Here is a 19,622-nt window from a genome sequence, read left to right on the forward strand (position 1 = left end):
TCCGTATTCCCGCGCCCGCCACACGGCGGCAGGCTGACGCTGTCCACCAGACGGATAGCGCATGGCGCTCCGCCTTGCCATCCGGCCCGCAACCACCCATTTCTGGTCACAGATCAACAATCCCCCGGTGTCACCTTCCCGATGGAGTCGAGATGCTCAACACGTTTCAGCAAGCGAGCCACAAGATGCTCCCCACCGCGACGGCCGATGAAGCCGCGCGGCAGGAATTTGCCAAGAGCCTCAAGGGCTTTGTCCAGAGCACCCTGCTCCCCGGCCTGACGCCGGTTTACAACACGCGCGTTTCGCAGGCCTTTGAAAAAGAGCATGGCCGCAAGCCGCAGAACCGCCGCGACATTCGCAACGGCATGGTAAAAGACGCGTATTTTCAGCATTATGCCGCCACCAACCGCATCGCGCAGGAATTGCTGTGGGAATCGGTCAATGTCTCGGTCGACCGCCAGTTGCCCGAACTGATCGAACGGGCGCGCGAATTGTCGGCCGGGACCAAGGCGGAACTGCGCATCCCCGAAGGTTTCGTGCCGCCGCGTTATGTCACAGCCTTTGACATCCACTGCATGCCGGGCGGCTATTGCAGCGAAGTGGCCAAGGATGACGTCTCGGTCGGCGCGCTCTATGACCGGGGCGTGTTCCTCTATGCGATGGGCTATACCGGGCCGGACAATGACGACATGGGCCGCAGCGTTTGCAATTACCTACGCCGCCATGCGCCCGATTTCAAACCGCGCCGCATTCTGGATATGGGCTGCACGGTGGGCCATTCGACCCTGCCCTATAAGGAATATTTCCCCGAGGCCGAGGTCTGGGGCATCGATGTGGGCGTGCCCTGCGTGCGCTATGCCCATGCCCGCGCCGCCGGGATGGGGCTGGAGGTCAATTTCGCCGCCATGAATGCGGAGGAAACCAGTTTCGAGGACGGCTATTTCGACCTCGTGGTCAGCCATATCCTGCTGCATGAAACCAGCGGCAAGGCCATGCCCCGCGTGTTTGCCGAGGCGCACCGCGTGCTGGCGCCAGGCGGCATGATGATCCATGCCGACCTGCCGCCGTTTGACCTGATGGACCCGTTCACCCAGTTCATCCTCGACAACGAGACCTGGTACAATAACGAGCCCTTCTGGGGCGCGATGCGCGACATGGATCAGATCGCCCTGGCCGAAAAGGTCGGGTTCGACCGCGCCGCCGTCAAATTCGACACCGCGCCGATGGCCGTGATGGAATTTGCCGCCGCCGCCGATGGCTACAGCCAGCAGGCCGCCGAAGACGTGGCCGAGCGCGAATTTACCGCCGGCGAATTTGCTCCCGGCGGCGGCTGGGAAGTGCTGATCGCCCGCAAGGCCGACGTGGCCGCTCTGGCCGCCTGAGAGGATTGACGATGACCGAAACAACCGAACGCCCCCACGTCATCCGCGACGCCAAAGGCAAGCGCCCGCAATTCTATGACACCGACGGGCTGGACACAGCCATGTCGATGATCATGGTGCTGGCCAGCGAGATCTCGACCCTGCGCGACCGGCTGGACAGCGCCGAACGCGCGGCCAAGGCGCAGGGGATCGACCTTGCCGCGGGAATCGAGGCGCTGGTGCTGGATCAGAAAGCGCTGGAAGAGCGCGAGGCGCGGCGTCAGGATTTCCTCGGCCGCCTGTTCTATCTGGCCCGCAAGGACGCACAGGAAGCCCGCGATGCCGAAACCGAGGCCGGGTTTGCCAAGGTGATTGAGGAAATTGCCGAGCAGTAAGAAAAAGGGTGCGAGGAGTTTGGCCCTCGCACCCGTTCCCTTGGGTATGAAATGCAGCGTCGCAGGCCCAAACCTGCGGCGCTTATTTTTTCATCAGGCGCACCGGCAGATCGGGCGAGACAGCCCGGTCCAGTGCGGCAAGGGCCTTCGCATCCCCCCGCCCATAGGCGCCGAGGAACAGGCCCGCGATCCGGTTCGCATCCCTCAGCCCCTGCACCGCAGGCGGCCCCTTCTGCGCATAGTCACAGATCAGGCCGCCGAAATAATGGCTGACATCCGACAGCACGAGGCCATAGCGATGCCCCCCCGGCGCGGCGACCTCATAGGCGTCGAGATGCACCTTCCATCCATCGGGATCGGTGGCCGTCATCCCCGGCACCAGATCGAGCGTGCCGGTCTGCACCAGCGCGGGCACGGACAGCTTGCCATAGCCCTCGCGCGTGATGAGCACGGGAATCGCGGCGGGCGGAGAAAAGGCGATGACGGCCTTGGCCTTACCGTCGCTCTGCGGGCCGCTCCAGCCCTGCGGCGCAACACTCTGCGCTCCGCCCAGCACCAGCGCGGTCAGCCCGCCATAGGAATGGCCCACCGCCACATAGGGCCGATGCCCGATATGGGCGGCAAGGGCCGCAAAATCCTCCAGCCGCGCGCGCCAACTGGCCAATCCGGTGAATTTGGCCGTATCGGGATGCTCGCGCGAATCCACATGCAGCGGGGCCAGCACATGCCAACCCGCCGCGACCATCGGGCCGATCATCGCCTCGTAAAAGCGCGGCGAGGAAGCCGCACCATGGCTGAACAGGATCGTGCCCACCGGATGGGCCGGGCGCCATTGCGTGATGGATACCTTGCGCCCGCCCGCCGCCTCGATCTCGAACACAGTGGACACCGATGCGGCCAGCGCCGGCAGCGCAGCCCCCACCCCAAGCGCCGCGCCCGATGCGATCAGGGCGCGGCGGGAAAGCGACGCGCCGCTCACTTCCCTGCTCATTTCCTCGCTCACTTCAACGTCTTGAGATAGGCGATCACCGCCTTGCGATCCTCCGGCTTGGGCAAACCGGGGAACAGCATGATCGTGCCCGGCACCAGCTTGGCGGGCGAGGTCAGCCACTTGTCCAGATTGCCCTCATCCCAGGTCAGACCGGCCTTGGCCAGCGCGGGCGAATATTTGAAACCGGCCGCCGCGCCCGCCTTGCGCCCGAACACGCCCGACAGGTTCGGCCCCACCTTGGCCGGGGCGCCCGGCACCACCGCATGACACGCCCCGCATTGCAGAAACAACAGCTTGCCCCGCACCGCCGGATCGGCGCCCTGTGCCTGCGCGGCGCCTGCGGTCGTCAGCCCGATGGCCATCGCGGCCAGACCCATGAAACGCGAAACCTTCATCCCTTTTTCTCCATTGCGCGGCGGGCGGCGCGCGATGACGCCGCACGCCGGTATTTTACATCTTATAGGTGAACGTCAGCTGCCACGTGCGCGGATCGCTCATGTAACGCGGGCGCACCACCGAGAAGCCGAAGCCGGTGGTCCACACGATCTGGTTGGTCAGGTTCTTCACATTGGCCCGCAGCGACCAGTTGTCCTTGCCAAAGCCGAGATAGGCATTGGCAATCGTGGTCGAAGGCACATGGCCGATGTAGAGATTGTCGGGCGTCGAATAATAATCCGAACGCGCGGTGGTGTTGATGCCCATGGTCACTTCGCCGCCATGGGCGGGGACAGCGGCATCTGCGCCGAAGGAAGCCTGATATTTGAACACATTGGTCATCGCATTGCCGACATAGGAGGCAACGCCCGCAACCGTGGCGGCCGATGCCTTGTACTTGCCGTCATTATACGTGCCATTGGCCCACAGCGTCAGGCCGGTGATCGGCCGAAGCGAGAATTCGGCCTCGATGCCCTTGTGATCAGCGGCGTAATTCTGGGTGATGAAGGCGCCCGTGCCGGTCACGCCCTGCTGTTGCAGGCTGGAATAATCGTTGAAGAAGGCCGAGATGTTGAGCTTGCCCTTGCGGTCAAGAAACTCGGTCTTCAGGCCCAATTCGTAGGCCTTCATCTTTTGCGGGGCAAAGGGCGAATTGAGCGCCACCGCATCGCTGGCCAACCCGTTATAGCCGCCCGCCTTGAACCCTTCGGAGAAGCTGGCATAGGCCATCACGCGCGGCGTGATCTGATATTCCAGCGCCGCCTTGGGCAGGAACGTGCCCCAGCTGTCCTTGCGGTTGACGGAGGCGCCGCTGATCACGGCATTGAGGATTTTGTCATCCTGCGTATAGCGCCCGCCCAGCGAGAGCGTCAGCTCGGGCGTGAAATGGATGCCGATCTGGCCAAAGGCGGCATAGGAATTGGTCTCGATGTTGAAGACCGTGGTCGAGGGCGTGAAGAAGATGCTGGAGAGCAGCGTCTGCGCGCCCGTTTCGCGGAAGAAATAAAGCCCGCCGACATAGCTGACCTTGCCGCCCAGCACATCGCCGTGAAGCTGCAATTCCTGGCTGAAGGATGTGTCATGCAGCGAGGAGGTGCGGTCAAACAGCGACGTATAACCCGCAAGCGGCACGCCCAGCGCCGACCATGCCACGCCGCCCGAAAAATCCTGCGCCCAATTGTCGCGCAGATGGCTCCAGCCCGTGATCGAGGTCAGCTTGGCGCTGCCCACATCGGCCTCGATGTTGAGATTGGCGCCATATTGCACCACCTTGGTAAAGCTCTTCGAGGGGCTAAGCACGGTCTGATACGAACCGCTTGTCGGCGCGACCGCCAGATAGTCATTGCCTGCATAGGTGGGCGAGAGCGCGGAAGGGTAAAGCCCGTCGCCATCCAGCGCAGAATAATAGCCCGACAGGCGAGCGGTCAGGCCCGCGCCGACATAGGCCAGATCGCCCTTTACGCCGTAATAATTCTCCGCGCCCACCTTCTTGCCCAGCGTGGCATTGTACTGGCGCCCGCCGTCCTGGCCGCGATAGAGCGCCGAGATCCCCGCGCGCCATGCGCCATCGGACGACAGCGGCGTGTTGCCCACCAGTTTGATGCTGCGCCCGTCCCAGCTGCCCGTGCCGAATTCCAGCTTCAGCCCCGGCGTGGCGCCCGGTGTGCGGCTGACGATCTTGAGCGCGCCCGCGCTGGAATTGCGGCCATAAAGCGTACCCTGCGGCCCGCGCAGCACCTCGATCCGTTCGATATCCAGCAGGTCGATGAAGGAAGCCGCCGCGCGCGGTTGATAGACATCGTCGATATAGATGCCGACTTCGGGTTCCGACGTGACATTCGCGCCGTCCGTCACCCCGCCGCCGCGGATATAGGGCGTGATCCCCGCCGAGCCGCCAGAAACGGTGCGGATCTGAACATTGGGGGCAATCTGGCTGATGTCCTTGACGTTGGTGATGCCCTGCTTGACGATCGTGTCCGCGCCCAGCGCCGTCACCGCCACGGCGACCTTTTGCACCGTCGAGGCGGTGCGGGTGGCGGTCACGGTGATGTCGGCATTGTCGGTGGTGGCGGGCGCCTGCTGCGCCTGCGCCGCGCCGCCGATGCCCAGCGCCAGCAGCGCCGCGCCCGCGTAAAACCGGTAGGAATTCCTCATACTCGCTTCACTCCCCTGGCATGGTTGATCCCATGCCTATGCGGGGAAATTTTGCGGCAGCGGGCCGGTCGGACCATCGCCGGACCGGGCTTTCTCCGCAGGGCGGGCAGATTTTGGCCGCCCTGCGGACACGCGAGCCATCGTGGTGAAATGCCACGGCCGGACAAGGACTTATCCGCCAATTTCAGGCAGGCGATAGCGGCTGAACACCAGCAGTGCGAGGCCCTGCATCACGGCGGGAATCACGCTGTAGAGCAGGATGATCCCGGTAATCGCATGGGGAGTCTGGCCAGCCGCGCCGCCGGTCGAGGAAACGAAGCCAAAGGCGCTCATCACCAGCCCGGCAATCACCGGCCCCATCGCAAAAGCCAGCTTTTCAAAGGCGGAAAACAGCCCGGCAAACACGCCCTCATTGGCCACGCCCATCAACCGGCGCTGATAATCGACCGTATCGGTCATCATCGAAAGCGCCAGCAGGATGAACCCGCCATTGACCATGCCGATCACCACCGCGCGGGCCAATACCAGCACATGCTGCGTGCCCAGCGCCTGCGCGCCCAGATGCAGCACCACATCATCGGCGGGCCCGGCCCACAGCCATGTCACCGTCACCGCGACCCAGACCAGCGCCGCCGTCACATAGGCCCGCGGCTTGCCGATGCGGCGCGGCAGCCAGAGCCAGAGCGGCTGGGCGGCGAGGCTGGCCGCCGACATGCACAGGATGAAGATCGGGATCAGCCAGATCGCCTCCAGCGCATAAAGGAACACAAAGCCGATGACCGTATAGGAAGCCGCCTGACCGATGTTCGAGATAAAGCTGGTGGTCAGCAGCACGAGAAAGGGCTTGTTCTGACGCACCAGCGCCAGTTGCTGCCACAGATTGCCCGGCACATCGCCCGCCATGATGAGAGGCACCCGGCGCAGCCCGCTGGCCGTGGTCAGCATGGAAACCAGACAGATCGCACCCAGCACATAGCTCATCATGTGCCAGCCCGCCGCGCCGCCGCCGAAATGCTCGATGATCGGCTGGGCCACGCCCACCCCGATCAGCACGCCGAACGTGGCGAAAAACATGCGCAGCACCATGATCCGGTTGCGCTGATGCGGATCGCCCGACAATTCGGCCGCAATCGCCAGATAGGGCACCGAATAGATGCTGAAGGCCGTCGACCCGACGAAGAACAGCGCGCAGACTGTGGCGGCCGCCCAATAGGGGCTGGAAAAGCTGGTCGCGGCAAACAGCGCGACAAAGGAGGCCGCCGTACCCAGCGCCCCGCCGATCAGGAAAGGCGTGCGACCATAAAGCGCCTTGACGCGATCCGACCATGCACCCACCAAGGGATCGCACAGGATGAGCCACAATTTCGGCCCCAGCACCACCAGCCCCGCCAGCCACGCCGGAACACCCAGCATCGTGGTCATGAACAAAGGCAGCAGCACAGCGGGCGTATCGCGAAACACCTGCGCGCCCAATTGGCCGATGCCATAGCGCAGCACGACGCCGGTGGGCACCTTGTCGTGAAGATCAGCCTGAAGGGTCATGGCGGGGGATGTCATTGCAGGCAGTCCTGTGGCTCTGGGGGATCAAGGGGGTGGCCGGATTGCTCCGACCCGCCCATCCGCATTCTTGCGCAAGCGGGGGCCATGGCGCGCCCCGCCCCAGACTTATCCGCTCTGCGGACAGGGGGCCGGGCCATCGCGCCAATCGGTCAATTCGTACCATGCCGGAACCATGGCCCAGCGCATGATCAGGAACAAGCCATCGCCCGCGCGCACCCACAGATCCGCAGGCGGCCAGTCATTGCGCCAGCGCAGCCGGTAATGCCAGGCCGCAAAGCGCCCCGCCGCCACGTCGATCTCGCCCGGCCCCATATAGGCGACCGCGATCTCCATCGCCTGCATATACAGATCCTCCTCGCCATTGGGCGAGATGGAATTGGTGATGGCGGCGATGGGGCGATATTCGCCGGGAGCATCCGTCCCGCGCTGATGGATGATCAAGGCGTCGCCCGAAAGCGGATGCAGGCCCAGATAGGGCAAGGGATCCGCCAGCGGCAGGACCTGATCGCCGCAAACCGCCTGATCCGGCCCGATGGCAAAACGCATCAGGCTTTCGGCCCCGCCCTGCCAGATACGACATTGCCCGTCATGCGGGCGAAAATCATCGCCCATGCCGATCGAGACTTCGCGGATCAGGCCGATGTCCTCCATCACGCAAAGCGCGCGCAGCAGACGGCGGCCCTGCGTGGCGATGAGATCGAAGGTCTCATACCCCGTCTCCCGCCCCGCCGCGTCGCGATAGGCGATCCGCCCGCTTTTGATCATAGCGATTTCAGGAAAACGGCAATGGCATCGGCCCAGCCCTGCGGATCTTCATCGCAAATGTCGATGCCGCCGCCCGCAATCTCGGCATAGGCGAAATCGGGGCGCAGGGCGCGGGCGGCCTGCGCCCATGGATGGGTCATATCCCCCGTGTTCGACAGGATCAGCACCGGCAGCGCCAGCCTTTGCAGCGGAGCGGTATGGTCATAGGCAAAGGCCGCGCCATGGCCATAGGCATAGGCCCCCATGCGATAGGCCTGCATCGCCTGGACCACATAGTCGGTGATGCGGTCGGGCGCGATCCGCCCCTGTGACAGCCTTTCACGGATCCGCGCCACCTCCACAAAATGCGCGCCCTCGGCCCGCGCGGCAAAGGCGATTTCGCGCGCGCAAATATCGTCCGTGAACGCCTTGCGCTCCTCCTCGGGCAGGATCATCGGCCCGTGGATCACCAAGGCCTCGACCCTGTCGGGCGCGGCAAGGGCAAATTCGGTGCCCACCAGCGCCCCGGTATGATGCCCCGCCACCGCCGCCCGGCCGACGCCCAGTGCGTCCAGCGCCGGGGCCACGCAGCGCGCATAATCGGCAATGGCGGGCGCGGCCGGGGGCGCATCCGACAGGCCAAAGCCCGGCATGTCGATAGCGATCGGCGCAAAACCATGCGCGATCAGCGGGGCAAACACATGGTCGAACTGCCCGCTCGCCATGATCGCCTGATGCAGGAGCACCAGCGGGCGGGCGCCCCCGGCCAGATTGCCCGATGCATATTGGTAATGGATCTGGCCAAAAGGCCCGTCAGCATAGGCGCGGCGCATCAATTCCTCCTGCTTGGTCGGCGGGCAGACTGCCCATGGGCCGCGCCAAAGCCTTGGCCCCGGCGTAGACTATCCGCACAGCGGAGTGCGCGCCGGGGCATCGTTGCCGCCGGGCCGCGCTGCTGCGCCAAATCGCTCCCTGACCCACAAGCACCGAGGCCCTATGAGCGATATGCCCCAACACCCCCTTACCGCCCGCGAGGAATTCTCGCGCGGGTGGGGCGTCATTCTGGCCTCCACGCTGGGCATAGGTCTGGGCATGGCGGCGGTGCCGACCTATTCGATGGGCCTGTTCGCGCCCTATCTGGTGCGCGAATTCGGATGGTCGGTGGGCCAGATCATGGCCTCGATGTCGATCATCACGCTGATGTCGCTGTGGGCAGGGCCGTCCTATGGCGCATGGGCCGAAAGGATCGGGGCGCGGCGAATCATCCTGGTGGCGATCCCCTTGTGGGGGTTGGGCTTTGTCTCGCTCTCGCTGCTCACCGGGTCATTGGTGCAATTCTATCTGACATGGCTGGCCATCGGCCTTGTGGGCGCGGCCACTTTGCCGATCACCTTTACCCGCGCGGTCAATCGCGGGTTTGACCGGGCCAAGGGGCTGGCGCTGGGGCTGGCCATGACGGGCACCGGCTTGTTCGGCATTTTCGGCAAGCCCTTTCTGGGCGCGGTGCTGGCGGCCTATGGCTGGCGGATGGGTTTTGTGGCGGTGGGGCTGCTGCCTGTGCTGATCGCCTTTCCCGCCGCCTTTTTCCTCTTTCGCGAGGAGGAGCGCAGCACCCCCGACGGCCATCACGCCCCGGTCGAACGCCCCGGCATGACCACGCCCGAGGCGCTGCGCGACTGGCGCTTCTGGCTGATTGCGGCGGCGCTGGTTCCCACCTCGTTTGCCATGGGCGGGCCTGTGCCCAATCTGGAACTGATCCTGAAAGACGGCGGCCTCTCGCCCGAACAGGCGCTGACCGTGACCCCGCTGATCGGGCTGGCGGCCATCATCGGGCGGCTGGTGGGGGGCTGGCTGCTGGATCGCATCTGGGCGCCGCTGGTGGGCTTTGTCATCCTCTCGCTGCCCGCGTTCAGCCTTTGGTATCTGGGCAGCGGGCTGCTCGATGTCGGCCATGCGCGCCTTGCCACCTTCACGCTGGGTTTCGCGCTGGGGATCGAATACGATATGGTGGCCTTCTTTGTGGCGCGCTATTTCGGGCTGCGGCGCTATGGCGCGATCTATGGGCTGCTCTATGTCTGCTTTGCGGCCGGGGCCGGGTTCTCGCCGATGGTGTTTGGCCATAACCATGACACCACCGGCAATTTCCATGCGATCCTTTCGGCTTCTTCCGTGGCGCTGGTGATTTGCGCCGCCAGCTTTCTGCTGCTGGGCAAATATCGCCGGTTCGATCAATAAGGCGCGGGCGGGGTAAAAGGCATGGCGGCCAGATGCGCCAGACGCGGCGGCAGGTCCGGCCGATAGGGCGCGGCAAAATCAAAGCCCGCCTCCGCCTCGGTCCAGATGTTGACATGGGCGCCGCCGACAAAGCGCATCAGGCAAACGCTGCCCCAGCGAGCGCCATAGGGGCCATGAACGATATGGGGCGGGCGCCAGAAATAGGCGCCGGGATACATCGTCCCCTGCGGCCCGGTCAGCGATCCGGCGATAAGATAGCTTTCCTCGACCACCGGATGCATCTCCTGCGGCCCCTTGTTGCCCTGTGGTATCGCCTGCGGCAGGATCAACGAGAGGAAGGTGCGCTCGCCGGTTTCAGGATCGCGGCGCAGGTCCTTGCGGCTGATGCCCAGATGTTTGAGCTTGGGATCATTGAGGGTCATGTCCCATGGCATGGCCGCCACATCCAGCCAGGGCACCGCGCGGGCCGATTGTTCGGCCCGGCCATCGCCCGCATGGGGCATCAGTTTGGGATCGGCGCTGTAAAAGGCGATCAGCACACAGCCCGTCCGCGTCGAGGTGGTGTTGCGCGTCCATCCTGCGGGCAGGAAGGCATAGGTGTCCTGCGCGTAATTCTGACCGTTCAGCTCGATCTGGCCTTCGAGGACATAGAATTCCTCATCGGCCAGCAGATGCTCGGGTCCTTCCCTGCTCCACCCCGGCGGAAAGCGCAGCAGGACCGAGCAGGCCCCGTCGCCCTCATCGCGGCTGAGCAGTTTGATCTCGGCATCAGGCCGCGCAAGGCCGGGGCCGATGCGCAGCCATGGCAACATCTGGGCCTGGACAAATTCGATATGTTCGCGCTCCAGCATGGGGCTCCTCCCTTGAAACAGGAGCCCAGACTGGGGCAGCGCGGCGCCCGCCCCATTGCGTCAGCGCAAAAGCGGCATCCGACAGGCGGAGAGAGCCGGATTATTCCTGGGCGCGGTACGGCCCCAGACAAGCGATAAGCACCACGACCAGCCCCAGACCCAGCCCCGATCCGGCCAGAGCCGCACCATAGCCGCCCGTCGCGTCCACACTGGCCCCTACCATCATCGGCCCCAGCGCCGCGCCAAGGCTGAACGTGCCAAGGATCACGCCGTAGGTCGCGCCGTAATTCTTCATCGCGGCATAGCGGCTGGTGAAAAAGGCCAGCATATCAACCTCGGCCCCCGCCGCCAGCCCCAGCATCAGCGCGGCAGGCAAAACCGGCCCGCCCAGCCCCAAGAGCAGGCACGAGCCCACCGGCATGGCCAGAAACACCGCCGCGACATAGGGCGCATGGAACCGGTCAAACAGCCAGCCCACGATCACCCGCGCCGCGATCACGGCAAGGCCGATGCTGGCCGCCATTTTCGCCGCCAGGCCTGCATCCATTCCCCGGTCCACCAGCATCGGCACCAGATGGATGATCAGCCCCGCCACAATCACCCCCACCAGAAAGGCGATGGCCAGCAGCATGAATACGGGCCGATTGCGTTCAAAGTGTCCGCCTTCGCGGTTGGCAAAATGGCCGTCCTTCTCGCGCGCGGCAGGCGCGGGCGCTTCGCGGCTCTGCATCAGGCCCAGCGGGATGCCCACCAGCGCAGCCGCCCCAGCCATCACCAGCGTGGCCGTGCGCCAGCCATCATGGGCAAACACCGGCCCCAGCAGCGCAGGCACCAGCGCGGCGGCCAGCCCCGTGCCCACCAGCATCAACCCCAGCGCCAGCCCGCGCGCCGCATCGAAACGCATCGACACCATCCGCGCCCATGCCGCAGGCGTCGTACCGCATCCGGCCAGCGAGACCAGCAGCCACAGCCCATACCAGCCCCACACCGAGGGCCCCGCCATCGAAAGCGCCACCAGCGCCAGCGGCATGGCGACATAGGAGGCGACCGCCAGCGGCCGCAGCCCGATCCGGTCCGCCAGCCGCCCGACCAGCGGGGCGGACAGGAAAATGCCCAATTGCTGAAACGTGGCCGCGCCCGAAACCGCCGCGCGGCTCCAGCCGAATTCGGCCTGAAGCGGTTTGACAAACAGGCCCAGCGAATAAAAGCCGATGCCCATCGTGCCAAAACCCACGCCCAGCGCGGCGGCCAGCACAATGGGCCAGTGACGCGCCAGCTCCTGGCGCGCGGTGAGAGGTTGATTGCGATCCGTCATGGGTTCAGATTGCGGACATCGCCCCCGCCCTGCAAGCGAGGTTTATCCGACAGGCGGATAGTTCCGAAAAATTCCGGTGACGGCGCCTTGCCCGTTCCCCCTGAGAAAATGTCTGTTTCCCCAAGGAAATCAGGTGCGCCGGCCCGTCAGCGATCCCCCCGCGCTGGCCGCGATCATCAGCGCGATGGCCAGCCATTGGGCAAGGGCCAACCGCTCGCCCAGAATGAGGAAACCGACCAGAGCCGCAACAGCAGGGGCCGCACTGGTCAAAACGCCAAAGACCCGAGCGCTTAAATAACCCAGCGCCTTCATTTCCAGCACATAGGGCAACGCGCTGGAGAGCAGCGCCACCCCGATCCCCAGCCCCAGCACCGAAGGATCGAGCAGGCGGCCGCCCGCCGCCGACAGGCCAAAGGGCAGCGTCACGCAGCAGGCGATCGTCATGCCCAGCGCCACCGCCGTGGTGCCCTTCACCTGCGCGGCGCGCTTGCCGAACAGGATGTAGAGCGCCCATGCCAGCGCGGCGGCCAGCGCAAAACCGATGCCCGCAGGATCGAGCCGCACCCCGGCACCCGGCCATGGCGCCAGCAGCAGCAAGCCGCCGATCGCCAGCCCCAGCCACAGAAAATCGCGCAGCGAGCGACTGGTGGCCAGCACCAGACCCAGCGGCCCGCAAATCTCGATGGCGACCGCAACACCGATAGGGATTCGGGCAAAAGCGGCATAGATCAGCAGGTTCATGCTGCCCAGCGTCAGCCCATAGACCGTCAGCCAGCCCATCTGCGTGCGCGAGGGCATAGCACGCCATGGCCGGGCAATCGCCAGCAGCAGGATCGCCGCAATCGAGGTGCGCAACGCCGCCACGCCCTCGGGGCCGACGCTGACAAACAGCGTCTTGCCGAGCGCCGCGCCGACATTGACCGACACCTGCGCCCCCGCCATGCACAGCGCGGCCAGCGCGGTGCCATCGGGCGCGTCAGTCTTGCCTGCGCGGTTCATCGCGGGCGCCGGTCCTTTTCATGGAATTGGCCCCCGCATGGCGCAGGGGCCCGCATCACGCTCAATCCAGCAGCGCGCGGACCTTGTTGATCAGCGCGCCGATGCGCTCGGCCGCCTCGCTGAAAGTCTTGACGTCTTCGCGGTTGGCATTGCCGCGCGCTTCCTTGGCCGATTCCAGATAGCCTTCCATGTCGGCTTCCAGTGCATCGACGATGATTTCGGCCTCGTCCTCGGTCAGCGTCAGTTTGATTGCCTTGGTCACGGGATTTCCTGTCATCATAAAGGGCCGCCCACCGGCAGGGGCGGCAGTCAGCATTCCGGGGGATGGACTATCGCCTCAGCGAATGTCCAGATAGCTCTTTGTGGCGGGCTTGCCGCGAAAGGCGATCGAGAAATAATTGATGAAATAGATCGCGGCGGTTTTGGCAAAACCCTGACGCGCCATGCGGCGGCCCGATGTGGGCATAACAAAGCGGGGCGAGAAGAGGACCTTGCCCTGCTTCTTGGCGCGCTTGGCGATGTCCACGTCCTCGCCGTAAAATTCGATCGTGGCGTCAAATCCGCCCATTTTGGTCAGCGCCTCGCGCCGGATGGCGAAATTGCCGCCCACCAGCATATAGCCGGTGAAATTATATAGCGGGCGCGCCGCCACGAACCATGCGTTCGAGATCGCGTTGCGCAACCCGCTGACATCATAAAAGCTGTAGGGGCCGGACAGGCAGGCCAGCTTGGGGTCCTTGTCGAACTGTTCGATGATCTGTTCGACCCAGCCCGCTGGCGGCAGCGTATCGGCATCGACATAGGCCAGAATATCGCCCTTTGCCGCCTTGAAACCGCATTGGCGGGCGCGGGTGATGCCCTTTTCCGCCTCGAACACATAGGTCACGCCCGGATAACGTTCGACCACCTGTTTCGTGCCATCGGTGCTGTTATTGTCGACGACGATGATCTCGAACGCCTTGCCCGCCACATTCCGCATGACCGCATCAAGGCATGCGGGCAGATAATCTTCTTCGTTGAAGGCAGGGATAATCAGGCTGATAGTGGGCATGAAAGCTTGGTGTCCGGCGGTCTTAATGCTTGCGCAACAGCATGATCTCTTATGCTCCTGCCAATCGGGAATTGGCGGGCGCTATATCGCCCTATCCCGGGCAATGTCCAGCGGGGCGGGGCGCTCTTCCAATGTTTCTTTTTCACGCATGGCGGCCCGTCGGCCGGGGCCGTGCAATCTCCTGTGGCAATGGTAGCGCAATCAGAGCATGATACGGCCAAAGCCATAATGAGAGGGCCCGAATATGAGCATGATAAGAATGGCAAAGCTGCTGGTCGGGGTGGTTGGCGCGGGTTTCGCCCTACCCGCGCTGACGACGCCCGCCTTGGCGGCCGATGCCGTCACCGCCAATGCCGTTACTGATTGCCCGATGGCCCGCGCGCCCTATTCAATCGACAGTCCTCTTATCGATGTGCTGATCAATCCGGAGGCCAAGGCAGCCGCGGCGGCCGAACTGGGCGAGAGCTTTACCGGACTCACCCCCTTTCTGACCGGCACCAAGGCCCCCACCTTCAGCGCCATCGTAACCCTGCGCGGCGTGTTTTCCAGCGGTCAGGCCGGGCCTCCCAAGGACCCTGCCCTGCTGGCCAGGCTGGACGCGCGGTTGCATAAATTGCCTGTCACGCGCGCCGACCAGTTGGCCCGGTGCGCGCGCTATGACAACGAGCCCGCCGACCCGCGCCCCTCGGGCAAGGGACTGCATGTGCTGGTGTTTGAAAAGATCAACGGCTTCCTCGACGCCAAATCGGTGGGCGCCGCGCGTGAGGCGCTGCAGGGGCTGGCGCAGGAAAACGGCTGGTCGATGCAGGTGACCGACAAGGGCGGCGCGATCCGGCCTGAGGTGCTGGCCCGCTATGACCTCGTCGTGTGGAACAATATCAGCGGCGATGCGCTGACCCTGACCCAGCGCCGCGCGCTCAAGGACTGGATCGAGCATGGCGGGGGCTTTGTCGGCGTGCATGGCGCAGCGGGCGATCCGGCCACGTTCTGGGACTGGTACACCGACCATCTGGTGGGCGCGGCATTCCTCGGCCATCCGGCCAATCCGCAATTCCGCCCGGCAACGCTGCATATCGAAGGGCAGGATCCGGTGACGCGCGGCATTCCGGCGCAATTCACGATGACCGACGAATGGTATTCCTTCCGCGCCAATCCCCGCCTGAAGGGCGTGCGCGTGCTGGCGAAACTGGACGAGGCAAGCTATGATCCGCCCGCCAATCTGCGGATGGGGGCCGACCATCCCATCGCGTGGAAACATTGCGTGGGCCGGGGCCGCGCCTTTTATTCCGCCATCGGCCATCCGCCCTCCAGCTTTGCCGACGCCAATTACCGCCGGATGCTGACGCAGGCGGTGGAATGGGCGGGCAAACCCGATCCCGCCTGCGCAAAATAGGACTTCAGCGTGCAGGCGCCCCCGCCTGCACGCCTGTTTCCGGCCCTGCGCCGCCATCGACCAATTGCGCCAACAGCCGCCAGCCCTCCTCCCAATCGCCCAGCCCGCTTTCGGCATTGATATGCCCCAGCGCGCCCGCATCGAGGAACCGCGCCCCCCACATGCGCGCCAGAACCCGCGCCGCCGGTTGCCCGCAATAGGGATCATTGCGACTGGCCAGCAGCAGCGAGGGAAAGGGCAGAGGCCCGGAAGCCGTGGGCGAAAAGGCGCTGACACGGGGATCCAGAGGGAAGAAATCGACCTCCGGCGGCGCGACCAGCAAGGCCCCCACCACCAGCGAGGCCGCATCCGGCTCCATCGCGGCCCAGGCCGTCACCGCATGACAGCCCAGGCTGTGCGCGGCCAGCAGGACCGGACCCGGCGCGCGGCGCAGAGCCAGGTTGAGCTGATTGATCCATCTATTGCGATGGGGCCGATCCCACAGGCCCAGCTCCACGCGTCGGCAATGCGGATGGATCGCTTCCCAGCGGGTCTGCCAATGGTCGGGGCCGGAATTGCCCAGACCCGGCACAGTCAGCACCAAAGGAAATTCAGGATGGGAGGACACGATGGACTCCGCGCATGGGGATAATGTCTATTTATAAAGTAGAGTATAGTCGACGCGCCAGCTATTCCTCTTTGCCCACCCCCAAGCGGAATTTGTCCATCCGGGCCTCGGCCAACCCAGATACTATCGGCACTCCGCGATCCGCTCGCCCAGATCGTGGAAATCCTGCTGCATCCGCCGCAGGGTAAAGGCCATGCCGAACACCCGCCCCATTTCATCAAACGGAATCGCCCGCGCCTCGTCCGAATGCTGCAGCGTAACAAAGGCCCGCTCAAAAGCCTCGGCCGCCTGGGAATCTTGCACCGGCGCGGCGCCATCCGACAGGGCCGATGCCGCATCCTGCGCCGATTGCGCATGGGCGCGCAGCATCCCCTCCACCGCCGGGCCGACAATCGCCATCGCGTTGGGCGGAAAAGGCGTGCGCAGAATCTGGCTGATCTGGGCAATGCCGTTGCGGATGCGCCAGAGCGTGCGCGGGATACCGTCGGACACATCCTCACGCACCAGCCCCATCGCCCTTTCGCGCCGCGCGTCGTTCAAAACCGCCTCGGTCGCCACCAGCGACTGGCGCAAGGCGATGTTGGCCTCGGCCGACACCAGCGCCTCGCCCCGCGCCACCGTATCGGCCTGCGCGTTCAGCAATTTCGCCATCGTGGTCAGGATCTCGCAAAAACGCGCGATCATCGCCCCGCGTGAGCGCACCGGCAGGATGAACCGGCTTGCCATCACGCCGATCGCCCCGCCCAGCGTGATCTCGATGATCCGATCAATGACGAAGATCCCCACGGGAATATCGGGCGAGCGCGTCAACAGCACGATGGCCGAGGTCAGCGCCGCACCGCGCAGCCGAGGCTGGCGCACGGCGGCAAAGGTCAGCACCCCCGACATGACGATCAGCGAGGCCCCCACCGCCACAGGATCGCGCGGCGTGACCATCACCACCGCTCCGCCCAGCACCGCCCCGGCAATCGTCGCAAGCAGCCGGTCGAAGGCCGCCGTCGCCGTCGCGCCCAGCGAGCCCTGCATGACGATCAGCACGGTGAAAATCGCCCAATAGCCCTGCTTCAGCCCGAGCAGTCCGGTCAGCCCGTAGGTGGCAAGGCAGGCGGCCATGACGCGCACGGTCTGGGCCAGAGCGAGGCGATTGCGGGTGGGGAGAGCAAAAGGCATGGGTGCATCCTAGGCCGCCCCGCCGCCAAAGGCCACCTCAGTTGGTGGCGCTGACCGTCCAGGTCGCGCTGATGATGCCCTCATGGCGGGCGATATGGGCGGTGATCGCGTCCAGATCGGCCGGATTGGCCGTGGAAGGCACCAATATCGCGGCCAGTTCGACATGGGCCTCACTATCGGCCAGTGTCTCTATGTCGCGGATCGGATAATGGTGGGTTTCCAGTTCCTCGAACAACAGATCGCGCGCCTGCGACACGCCCCCCGAGGGGCAGACCACATGGACACGATAAAGCGCCTCGGTCTCGCCCGGATCCATCGGGCGGCGGTTGACCGCATCAACCAGCGGGCGCAGCAGCGTGTTGCCCGCCAAGACGAAGATCGCCACCAGCACCGCCTCGGCCGGTTTGCGCGCCCCGGCAAAGCTGCCCACCGCCGCGCTGGCCCAGAGCGTGGCGGCCGTGTTGAGGCCGCGCACATGGGTGCCCTCCTTCATGATCACGCCCGCGCCCAGAAAGCCTATCCCTGAGACGACATAGGAGATCACCCGGACCCCGCCGTCGACGCCCGCCACGCGCAGCCCCAGATCGGCAAAGGCCGCCGCCCCCACCGCCACCAGCACATTGGTGCGCAGGCCCGCCGTGCGCTGGCGCCATTGCCGCTCCAGCCCGATCAGCGTGCCCAGCACAAAGGCGGTGAGCAGGCAGATGAAACTGGTGATCAGGCCGATCAGGTCGACATCGAACAGGGCGGCGATCTGGGCCGGGTTGGGGGTGTTCATCGGGCTGGTGTCCTGTTGCGCGGGCAAGAGGCGCCTTACTGCCCGCGCCATGTTAACACCAGACGACAAATGGCCTCGGCGTGCTTACCCCCGCGCCGCCGCGACAAAGGCCCGCGCCCGCTCGCCCACCTGCGCCGCCGAGAGGCCAGCCTTGTAGAGCGCCGAGCCAAGCCCCGCCCCCTGCGCACCGGCGGCCACCCATTGCGACAGGTTTTCCGGCGTCACCCCGCCCACGGCCAGCAAGGGCAGATCCTTGGGCAGAACCGCGCGCTGGGCCTTCATATAGGCTGGACTGGCCCCTTCTGCGGGGAACAGCTTGAGCCCCGTGGCGCCTGCCTCCAACGCGGCAAAAGCCTCGGTGGGCGTATAAAAGCCGGGCAGCGAGATCATGCCCTCCGCCACGCTGGCGCGGATCACATCGGTGTTCACGTTGGGCGAGATGATGAGAGTGCCCCCCGCCGCCTTGACATTGGCGACATCCGCCGTGGTCAGCACTGTCCCCGCCCCGACCAGCACGTCCGGCCCGTAACGCTTTGCCAGCAGCGCGATCGAGGCCAGCGGATCGGGCGAATTGAGCGGCACCTCGATCATGGAAAAGCCTGCCTCGATGATCGCATCGCCAACGGCCTCGACCTCATCGGGGCGCACTCCGCGCAGGATCGCCACCAGCGGGCAAATGGCAAGGGCGGCGTTCAGTTGTTCAAGAGGCGTCATCATACTTGGCTCGCTTTCCACAGGCGGAAGATACCGGCCACAAAGGCCGCGTGACTGTCGATCAGAATGGGCTGGCCTCCGGCAATATGCACGGCGGCGGCATATAACCGGCCCAGATGCGGGTCGGCAAGGATATGGACCGGATCGCCCTCGCGCAGGGCCTCGCCGCCCACATCATGGCCGATCATCAGGCCCGATGTATAGGCCGCGCTGTCCTCGACGTGGCGATGGCCCAGCAGGGCGGCGGCGCGCACGCGGAACAGGCGCGTGGTCAGGCGGCCGTTCAACCCATCGCGCACCCCGGCGCGGAAGGCTTCATCATCATCCACATCGCCGCCCAGAAAATCGGCCAGCAGGCTATGGTTTTTCAGCAGGGCAAAGATCTCGCCGGTCATGGCCGTGGCGAAAGAGGCCACGCGCCCGCCCGCCATGCGCGCCCATTTGCAATGGGTGCCGGGCTGACACAACAGCGCGTCGCCCGGCGCCAATCCGGCCGCCACCGCGCCCAGCAACTGCACCTCCTCGCCGCGCATCACATCGCCCGCCGGATCGCACAGGCCCGGCACGATGGCCGTCCGCCCCGGCTCGACCCAGTGCAGCGCCCCGCCCAGATCCTCCAGCCCCGCCGGACAGGACAGGTAAGGCACATTGACCCAGCCCCGCGCCGACCCCACCATGCCCGCCAGAAGCACCGGCAGATCGCCCATCTTCGCGCGGATCGCGGCAATCTGGTCGGCAAAGCCCCCCGGCGGCACGGCCAGCAGGCCCATGCCGTCGCGCTCGGTATGCAGCACCTGTCCCGCCGCATCGATCAGATAGGCGCGGCGGTTGGTCGTGCCCCAATCCACCGCGATCATGTCACCCGTCAT

20 protein-coding genes are annotated in these 19,622 nt (G+C 65.3%); 4 read left to right on the plus strand and 16 right to left on the minus strand.

The genetic code is table 11. The annotated features are described in order from the left end of the window. The first annotated feature begins 152 nt into the window (after window positions 1-152). Together BGP00_RS03165 and BGP00_RS03170 are read left to right on the plus strand one after the other, a co-directional pair. Entirely contained in the window at window positions 153-1,382 is a 1,230-nt protein-coding gene (locus tag BGP00_RS03165) for a methyltransferase domain-containing protein (protein WP_292921900.1), read from the plus strand. A gap of 11 nt (window positions 1,383-1,393) precedes the next feature. Beyond that, entirely contained in the window at window positions 1,394-1,756 is a 363-nt protein-coding gene (locus BGP00_RS03170; RefSeq protein ID WP_292921901.1) for a hypothetical protein, read from the plus strand. An 82-nt stretch (window positions 1,757-1,838) separates the two neighbouring features. Here the strand turns inward: BGP00_RS03170 and BGP00_RS03175 are convergent, their stop codons facing one another. From BGP00_RS03175 to BGP00_RS03200, 6 genes are all read right to left on the minus strand, one after another. Then, entirely contained in the window at window positions 1,839-2,747 is a 909-nt protein-coding gene (locus tag BGP00_RS03175; protein WP_292921902.1) for an alpha/beta fold hydrolase, read from the minus strand. A gap of 8 nt (window positions 2,748-2,755) precedes the next feature. Continuing rightward, a complete protein-coding gene (locus BGP00_RS03180; protein WP_292921903.1) occupies window positions 2,756-3,142 on the minus strand; it encodes a cytochrome c family protein in 387 nt (128 codons plus the stop codon). Window positions 3,143-3,197: 55 nt separating this feature from the next. Continuing rightward, window positions 3,198-5,336: a TonB-dependent receptor gene (locus BGP00_RS03185; protein WP_292921904.1), complete on the minus strand. Its 2,139-nt coding sequence runs from the start codon at window positions 5,334-5,336 to the stop codon at window positions 3,198-3,200. Window positions 5,337-5,507: 171 nt separating this feature from the next. After that, window positions 5,508-6,893 carry an MFS transporter gene (locus BGP00_RS03190; RefSeq protein WP_292925699.1) on the minus strand — a complete coding sequence of 462 codons (1,386 nt, stop codon included), beginning with the start codon at window positions 6,891-6,893 and terminating at the stop codon, window positions 5,508-5,510. 108 nt (window positions 6,894-7,001) lie between these two features. Then, the gene (locus BGP00_RS03195) at window positions 7,002-7,661 is read right to left on the minus strand and encodes a hypothetical protein (RefSeq protein WP_292921906.1); all 660 of its coding nucleotides are present in this window, start codon (window positions 7,659-7,661) and stop codon (window positions 7,002-7,004) included. Next, window positions 7,658-8,473 carry an alpha/beta hydrolase gene (locus BGP00_RS03200; protein WP_292921907.1) on the minus strand — a complete coding sequence of 272 codons (816 nt, stop codon included), beginning with the start codon at window positions 8,471-8,473 and terminating at the stop codon, window positions 7,658-7,660. Before BGP00_RS03200 ends, BGP00_RS03195 begins: the two co-directional genes overlap by 4 nt. A 172-nt stretch (window positions 8,474-8,645) precedes the next feature. Here BGP00_RS03200 and BGP00_RS03205 point away from each other — a divergent pair, with 172 nt between their 5' ends. Beyond that, entirely contained in the window at window positions 8,646-9,875 is a 1,230-nt protein-coding gene (locus BGP00_RS03205; protein ID WP_292921908.1) for an MFS transporter, read from the plus strand. On the opposite strand, the gene BGP00_RS03210 is transcribed toward BGP00_RS03205, so the two are convergent. The 5 genes from BGP00_RS03210 to BGP00_RS03230 all read right to left on the minus strand — a co-directional run bounded on the left by BGP00_RS03210 (window position 9,869) and on the right by BGP00_RS03230 (window position 14,091). After that, the gene (locus BGP00_RS03210) at window positions 9,869-10,726 is read right to left on the minus strand and encodes a DUF4437 domain-containing protein (RefSeq protein ID WP_292921909.1); all 858 of its coding nucleotides are present in this window, start codon (window positions 10,724-10,726) and stop codon (window positions 9,869-9,871) included. The two genes, BGP00_RS03205 and BGP00_RS03210, sit on opposite strands and share 7 nt — an antisense overlap. Window positions 10,727-10,826: 100 nt before the next feature. Continuing rightward, window positions 10,827-12,041: an MFS transporter gene (locus BGP00_RS03215; RefSeq protein WP_292921910.1), complete on the minus strand. Its 1,215-nt coding sequence runs from the start codon at window positions 12,039-12,041 to the stop codon at window positions 10,827-10,829. 129 nt (window positions 12,042-12,170) lie between these two features. Then, window positions 12,171-13,040, minus strand: a complete 870-nt coding sequence (locus BGP00_RS03220) for an EamA family transporter (RefSeq protein WP_292921911.1) — start codon at window positions 13,038-13,040, stop codon at window positions 12,171-12,173. Window positions 13,041-13,101: 61 nt separating this feature from the next. Further along, complete coding sequence (locus BGP00_RS03225) at window positions 13,102-13,302, minus strand: hypothetical protein (protein WP_168601450.1); 201 nt, start codon at window positions 13,300-13,302, stop codon at window positions 13,102-13,104. Between the two features lie 75 nt (window positions 13,303-13,377). Then, window positions 13,378-14,091: a glycosyltransferase gene (locus BGP00_RS03230; protein WP_168601449.1), complete on the minus strand. Its 714-nt coding sequence runs from the start codon at window positions 14,089-14,091 to the stop codon at window positions 13,378-13,380. 244 nt (window positions 14,092-14,335) lie between these two features. Here BGP00_RS03230 and BGP00_RS03235 point away from each other — a divergent pair, with 244 nt between their 5' ends. Then, window positions 14,336-15,484 (plus strand): ThuA domain-containing protein, encoded by a 1,149-nt coding sequence (locus BGP00_RS03235; protein WP_292921912.1) that lies wholly within the window; start codon window positions 14,336-14,338, stop codon window positions 15,482-15,484. A gap of 4 nt (window positions 15,485-15,488) precedes the next feature. On the opposite strand, the gene BGP00_RS03240 is transcribed toward BGP00_RS03235, so the two are convergent. The 5 genes from BGP00_RS03240 to BGP00_RS03260 form a co-directional block, all read right to left on the minus strand. Beyond that, window positions 15,489-16,091: an alpha/beta hydrolase gene (locus BGP00_RS03240; protein WP_292921913.1), complete on the minus strand. Its 603-nt coding sequence runs from the start codon at window positions 16,089-16,091 to the stop codon at window positions 15,489-15,491. Window positions 16,092-16,214: 123 nt separating this feature from the next. Then, window positions 16,215-17,261, minus strand: coding sequence for an FUSC family protein (locus tag BGP00_RS03245; RefSeq protein ID WP_292921914.1), 1,047 nt, complete (start codon window positions 17,259-17,261; stop codon window positions 16,215-16,217). A 37-nt stretch (window positions 17,262-17,298) separates the two neighbouring features. Further along, on the minus strand, window positions 17,299-18,039 hold the full coding sequence (locus BGP00_RS03250) for an MgtC/SapB family protein (protein WP_292921915.1): 741 nt from the start codon (window positions 18,037-18,039) through the stop codon (window positions 17,299-17,301). Window positions 18,040-18,123: 84 nt separating this feature from the next. Next, window positions 18,124-18,753, minus strand: a complete 630-nt coding sequence (locus BGP00_RS03255; RefSeq protein ID WP_168602083.1) for a 2-dehydro-3-deoxy-6-phosphogalactonate aldolase — start codon at window positions 18,751-18,753, stop codon at window positions 18,124-18,126. Next, entirely contained in the window at window positions 18,753-19,622 is an 870-nt protein-coding gene (locus BGP00_RS03260) for a 2-dehydro-3-deoxygalactonokinase (protein WP_292921916.1), read from the minus strand. Before BGP00_RS03260 ends, BGP00_RS03255 begins: the two co-directional genes overlap by 1 nt.

This window comes from Novosphingobium sp. 63-713 (assembly GCF_001898925.1).
Taxonomy (GTDB): Bacteria; Pseudomonadota; Alphaproteobacteria; order Sphingomonadales; family Sphingomonadaceae; genus Novosphingobium.

What these genes read in the sequence shown, in the direction of transcription:
- BGP00_RS03185 (WP_292921904.1), bottom strand. Translation starts at nt 5,336, where the DNA reads ATGAGGAATTCCTACCGGTTTTACGCGGGCGCGGCGCTGCTGGCGCTG.
- BGP00_RS03190 (WP_292925699.1), bottom strand. Translation starts at nt 6,893, where the DNA reads ATGACATCCCCCGCCATGACCCTTCAGGCTGATCTTCACGACAAGGTG.
- BGP00_RS03260 (WP_292921916.1), bottom strand. Translation starts at nt 19,622, where the DNA reads ATGACGGGTGACATGATCGCGGTGGATTGGGGCACGACCAACCGCCGC.
- BGP00_RS03180 (WP_292921903.1), bottom strand. Translation starts at nt 3,142, where the DNA reads ATGAAGGTTTCGCGTTTCATGGGTCTGGCCGCGATGGCCATCGGGCTG.
- BGP00_RS03195 (WP_292921906.1), bottom strand. Translation starts at nt 7,661, where the DNA reads ATGATCAAAAGCGGGCGGATCGCCTATCGCGACGCGGCGGGGCGGGAG.
- BGP00_RS03250 (WP_292921915.1), bottom strand. Translation starts at nt 18,039, where the DNA reads ATGAACACCCCCAACCCGGCCCAGATCGCCGCCCTGTTCGATGTCGAC.
- BGP00_RS03210 (WP_292921909.1), bottom strand. Translation starts at nt 10,726, where the DNA reads ATGCTGGAGCGCGAACATATCGAATTTGTCCAGGCCCAGATGTTGCCA.
- BGP00_RS03235 (WP_292921912.1), top strand. Translation starts at nt 14,336, where the DNA reads ATGAGCATGATAAGAATGGCAAAGCTGCTGGTCGGGGTGGTTGGCGCG.
- BGP00_RS03230 (WP_168601449.1), bottom strand. Translation starts at nt 14,091, where the DNA reads ATGCCCACTATCAGCCTGATTATCCCTGCCTTCAACGAAGAAGATTAT.
- BGP00_RS03205 (WP_292921908.1), top strand. Translation starts at nt 8,646, where the DNA reads ATGCCCCAACACCCCCTTACCGCCCGCGAGGAATTCTCGCGCGGGTGG.
- BGP00_RS03175 (WP_292921902.1), bottom strand. Translation starts at nt 2,747, where the DNA reads ATGAGCAGGGAAGTGAGCGGCGCGTCGCTTTCCCGCCGCGCCCTGATC.
- BGP00_RS03220 (WP_292921911.1), bottom strand. Translation starts at nt 13,040, where the DNA reads ATGAACCGCGCAGGCAAGACTGACGCGCCCGATGGCACCGCGCTGGCC.
- BGP00_RS03245 (WP_292921914.1), bottom strand. Translation starts at nt 17,261, where the DNA reads ATGCCTTTTGCTCTCCCCACCCGCAATCGCCTCGCTCTGGCCCAGACC.
- BGP00_RS03170 (WP_292921901.1), top strand. Translation starts at nt 1,394, where the DNA reads ATGACCGAAACAACCGAACGCCCCCACGTCATCCGCGACGCCAAAGGC.
- BGP00_RS03165 (WP_292921900.1), top strand. Translation starts at nt 153, where the DNA reads ATGCTCAACACGTTTCAGCAAGCGAGCCACAAGATGCTCCCCACCGCG.
- BGP00_RS03255 (WP_168602083.1), bottom strand. Translation starts at nt 18,753, where the DNA reads ATGACGCCTCTTGAACAACTGAACGCCGCCCTTGCCATTTGCCCGCTG.
- BGP00_RS03200 (WP_292921907.1), bottom strand. Translation starts at nt 8,473, where the DNA reads ATGCGCCGCGCCTATGCTGACGGGCCTTTTGGCCAGATCCATTACCAA.
- BGP00_RS03215 (WP_292921910.1), bottom strand. Translation starts at nt 12,041, where the DNA reads ATGACGGATCGCAATCAACCTCTCACCGCGCGCCAGGAGCTGGCGCGT.